The sequence below is a fragment of the Eudoraea sp. genome (genome assembly GCF_049665975.1).
Taxonomy (GTDB): Bacteria; Bacteroidota; Bacteroidia; order Flavobacteriales; family Flavobacteriaceae; genus Eudoraea.
This window is the reverse complement of sequence record NZ_JBATGR010000313.1, coordinates 1-4,624: the sequence shown is the minus strand read 5'-3', so window position 1 is coordinate 4,624 and position 4,624 is coordinate 1. Positions and strand designations below refer to the sequence as shown.

At 37.3% G+C, this 4,624-nt stretch carries 4 protein-coding genes and 1 pseudogene; all 5 read left to right on the top strand.

Going from position 1 to position 4,624, the window contains the following annotated elements; translation table 11 throughout:
* Positions 1–366 (top strand): NAD(P)-dependent oxidoreductase (locus WBN20_RS11140; RefSeq protein ID WP_424281726.1); only part of this gene is annotated, 366 nt, incomplete at its 5' end.
* A gap of 620 nt (positions 367–986) precedes the next feature.
* On the top strand, positions 987–2,267 hold the full coding sequence (locus WBN20_RS11135; RefSeq protein WP_424281725.1) for an extracellular solute-binding protein: 1,281 nt from the start codon (positions 987–989) through the stop codon (positions 2,265–2,267).
* A gap of 9 nt (positions 2,268–2,276) precedes the next feature.
* Entirely contained in the window at positions 2,277–3,149 is an 873-nt protein-coding gene (locus WBN20_RS11130; protein ID WP_297704730.1) for a carbohydrate ABC transporter permease, read from the top strand.
* A 12-nt stretch (positions 3,150–3,161) separates the two neighbouring features.
* The gene (locus WBN20_RS11125; RefSeq protein WP_424281724.1) at positions 3,162–3,968 is read left to right on the top strand and encodes a carbohydrate ABC transporter permease; all 807 of its coding nucleotides are present in this window, start codon (positions 3,162–3,164) and stop codon (positions 3,966–3,968) included.
* 9 nt (positions 3,969–3,977) lie between these two features.
* Positions 3,978–4,624 (top strand): annotated as a pseudogene (locus WBN20_RS11120) (hypothetical protein); the annotation flags it as partial.

Here is a 4,624-nt window from a genome sequence, read left to right as displayed (position 1 = left end):
ATAATTAATGCAATGAAAAAACATAATGTCAAGCGGTTCATTTGCATCACATCTCTAGGGGTGAATGACAGTAGATTTAAACTTGGATTGTATTATACCCTTTTTACGATACCCATAATACTTTTATTTTACTTTTTAGATAAATCTAAACAAGAAAAATTAATAATGAATAGCAATCTGGATTGGACCATAATTAGACCCGGACAGCTAACTAATGGAAAAAAAAGGATAAATTATAAACATGGGCCTTTTGTTGGCAGTTATATCCTGACCAGAATGATCTCAAGAGCAAGTGTTGCTCATTTTATGCTAAATCAGCTTGAGGACCAGACCTATCTGAGAATGACACCAGGAATAACAAATTAAAAACTGCAGCTAACACTATGAATAACTAATTGCGGGCAGAAATTCAGGATTGAAATTCCTGTAATCGATTATCTTTAGCACATACAAGACAATTTCCGTTGGTATGTCCATATCTGACCATATACGAACCGTTAGCTGAAAGCATACAACAATCTATAACCTGAACTCAAATGAACCAAAAGTAATTCGAAACTGTTATTATCATAATACACTTACTCATTACCTAATCTGATTCTCTGCCAACGTCAAACAATTTATTACCCTGTATTTTAAATGCCCTATGGCATACACTACAAAAACAAAAAATCCAACCACTTTCGTGATTGGATTCTCTTGGCAGGGCCAGGCCAACTAAGTACATCTTTGATGAACTTAATTGATGTGGCATTTTCATTATCCGCTGTTTTTACAGTGCTGTTAATTCTGTGTTATCAGCGGGCATTGTAGAACTTTCTTTTCATTGAAGAAATTTTTATAATACCTAATTAGCAAACCTGTGAATTATCTAACGGAAAGACGTACCTTACCAATATGACTATTAATTTTGACGACCATAGAAGATCGTGTTAAAAAATTATTCCTTCCTAATTTTGTAAATATAGATTTTGAACTTATATCATTTGAAACTCAAATTCATTGGTTTTTTTACTTTATGCTTGCTCTTTTCGTGTAATAGAGATGAGCAAAAAGATAATACAATCACTTTTTGGTCATCAAATGCCAGTCAGGAAATTCTCTTCACAGCTTATTTTGCCGATAAATGGAATGAAAATCACAGTGAGAAGCTAGAATCCCAGCCAATTCCTGAAGGGCAATCCAGCGAAGAGGTTATTATGGCCGCTGTAGTAGGCCGAACCACTCCGGATATTTATGCGAATATGTGGCAGGGTTTGGTAGAAATGTATGCAAAATCGGGTGTACTTGTTCCATTAGATACCATCGAAGGGTTTACAGATTTTATAAGGGCGCGATCTGGTGAAGCGGTAGTTAAGGAAATTACTTCGGCTGATGGTCATATTTATCAGATCCCCTGGAAGATAAATCCATTTATGACCATTTATAATGAAAAAAAGATAGCACAGCTGGGGTTAAATACTGTGCCTGCCACCTATAGCGCTTATCTGAAGGCCGGTAAAGATTTTTCAAAAGATACAGATGGAGATGGCTATGTAGACAAGTGGATAGGAGATACAGAAGTAAAAAACATCTGGCATCAACGGCTGAATAATTTTTATCCGTTGTATCTGGCAGCATCTAATGGAGCCCCTTTGATAAAGGACAATAAAGCCGTTTTTAATAATGAATACGCTGTTGGGGTGTTTAATTTTTTGCAGACAATATATCGTGAAGGTTACTTCGCCAAAGAATCTAATACGGTAGGGTCAGATAAATTCCTGGCAGGGCATACAGCTACTAAATGGACCGGGGCATGGGACGTGAGTTATCTGGAGCGATACAAGGAGGACGACTTTGAGTACAACATAGCACATTTGCCAGTACCAGATGACCATCGGGGAGTAGTGTACACCTATGCCGATCCAAAGAATATAGTACTTTTCAATACCTGTAAAAACCCTGCACTGGCATGGGAATTCATAAAAACAATGATCGATGAATCGGGGGATTTAAAATTTTTGGAATTATCCGGTCAGATTCCCAGAAGACAACAGATAAAAGAAAATGAAGTGTTTCAGGAATTCCTGAGAGAAAACCCAAAAATAATTCCATTTATTGATCAATCTAATTTTGTATATGGAACAGACAATTGTGAAGTATTGATTGAAGTATTAGACATTATATCCCAGGAATACGAATCCTGCGTTATTCACAACAAAAAAACACCCGCCAAAGCTATTGCCGATGCTACAAGGGCAGTAGATATACTATTGGGGAATTTTTAAGAAGCCAATATGCAAGTAAGACCAAAAAAGAAACGCAGCATTTTACCATATCTTTTGGTATCGCCTTACATGCTTTTCTTTCTGGTATTTGTGGCGTTTCCGGTATTATTTTCATTCTTTTTGACTTTTCATAAATGGAATATTATCTCCCCTATGGAATATTCCGGAATGGATAATTATACAAGAATGTTTAATGACCGCTTATTCTGGAAGTCGCTGAGAAATACGCTATGGTTTCTTGTTATTCACATTCCATTGCAGATCATTTTTGCCCTGGGATTGGCAGTTTTCTTAAATAGTAAAATAAAGTTCAAAGGTTTATTCCGTTCTGTTTTTTTCTTGCCGGTTATTGTGTCAGGAGTAGTAGTTACTATCATGTGGCAACAATTATACGGTTTCAACGGTGGAGTAATAAACCAATTACTCAACTCTATTGGACTTGGGCGTGTAGGTTGGTTAACAAACCCCGCTATGTCCATGCCCTCAATAGCGATTATGGCTACCTGGAAGAATGTAGGGCTTTATATTATATTGTTCTTGGTGGGCCTGCAGGCGGTACCTGAACATTATTACGAGGCTGCGGAAATAGATGGTGCTTCCTCATGGCAGAAGTTATGGTACATTACTATTCCGGCCATCAACCCTACCATATTTATGGTAATTATTTTATCTACTATTGGCGGTTTTTCCCTATTCATAGAACCCTATGTAATGACAGGTGGCGGGCCGTTAAACAGTTCGCTCTCTTCGGTATTGTACATTTATAAGCAGGCATTTGAATTCTACCATATGGGCTACGCCGCTACCCTGGGTTTTGCCTTTGCATTTATCATATTGATCATTATAGTAATTCAAAAGAAATATATAGAAAAAAAATACTGATGCGGTAGTAATATGAAAAAAGCACTTATATATATCTGTTTAATAGTAATGGCAATTACTTTCCTGTATCCTTTTTTTTGGATGATAATGGCATCGCTTACCCCGGAAAAACTAATAGGAAGTCTGACCTTTATACCTGACAGCTTCACATTTGATAATTACCTGGCCATGTTTGGTAAGATACCAATTGGCAGAGCTCTGCTGAATAGTATGTTCGTCTCCAGTGTAATTACACTTGGGGTAATTCTTATTGGAGCTATGGTTGGCTATGCCCTGGCTAAAACCAGATTTATGGGGCGTAATTTTATTTTTTATCTTATCATATTTACAATGACCCTGCCTTTTCAGATTACCTTAATACCGAATTATATTACCATTGTAAAATTAGGTTGGGTAGATCAATACACGGCTCTGATAATCCCTTTCCTGGTCAATAATTTTGCGATCTTAATGTTCCGTCAATCTTTTATGTCCGTGCCTCAGGCACTTATTGATGCCGCAAGAATTGATGGCTGCAGTGAATTGCGAATTATCTTCCAGGTCTTGTTTCCTAGTATCATCCCCACCATAGTGACTGTAGGGATCCTCACTTTTATGACTACCTGGAATGAAGTACTATGGCCTTTGATTGTAGTACGGGATGAAATGGTAATGACCATGCCGCAGCTGGTGACCTTATTTTCAGTAGGGGGTCGTGCAGATGCACAATTGGGTGTTAAGCTGGCTTCAGCAGTGTTGTTGGCTTTGCCTATTATGATTGCCTATTCATTTTTTCAGAAATATTTTATTCAAAGCATGGCCAGCTCTGGCATTAAATAATTATAATCTATGATAGCTATCAACAGATCTGAAACGGTTTTGAAAGCCGATCCCAAACGTGTTATTTTACTATTTAACAGCCTGGGCATTGGTACATATACAACCAAAAACAGGGCAGAGGATCTGGTTCAAAGGGTTTTAAAATTAACAGAGGCAGAAATAGAAATCATGTACCGAGATTTACTTCAGGAATTTAATCATCGCCATAAAGATCTCTCATCAGCCTTTTTAAAGTTTTACGGTCATATCGTGGATCTTGTACCCACGAATCTTCAGCTTTCTAAAGAAAAGAAGTTGCTTTTGGGCGCACATTTTGCCAAAGAATATTCTATTCAATCAGCCGCCCTTTTCAATCCATCTATTGTTCCGCATCCCAATCAGGAAAACCTTGGGGAAGGCGAAAAAAGGTTTATCATTAGCTTGCGTTCAGTTGGAGAAGGCCATATTTCGTCGATTGAATTTCGTGAAGGAATTATTTCTATAGATGGAGAGGTTACTTTAGATGATATCACAGCCTTTTCCACACATTCTGATAAAGATCACTCAATTAGTTATAACAAGGACCAACTAAAATTAAGAGCTGCAACAATTTCGAATTTTGACACTAGTATTTTTGAAGCTCTCCCAAGTGATTTTACTTATCTGGACTATAAAGC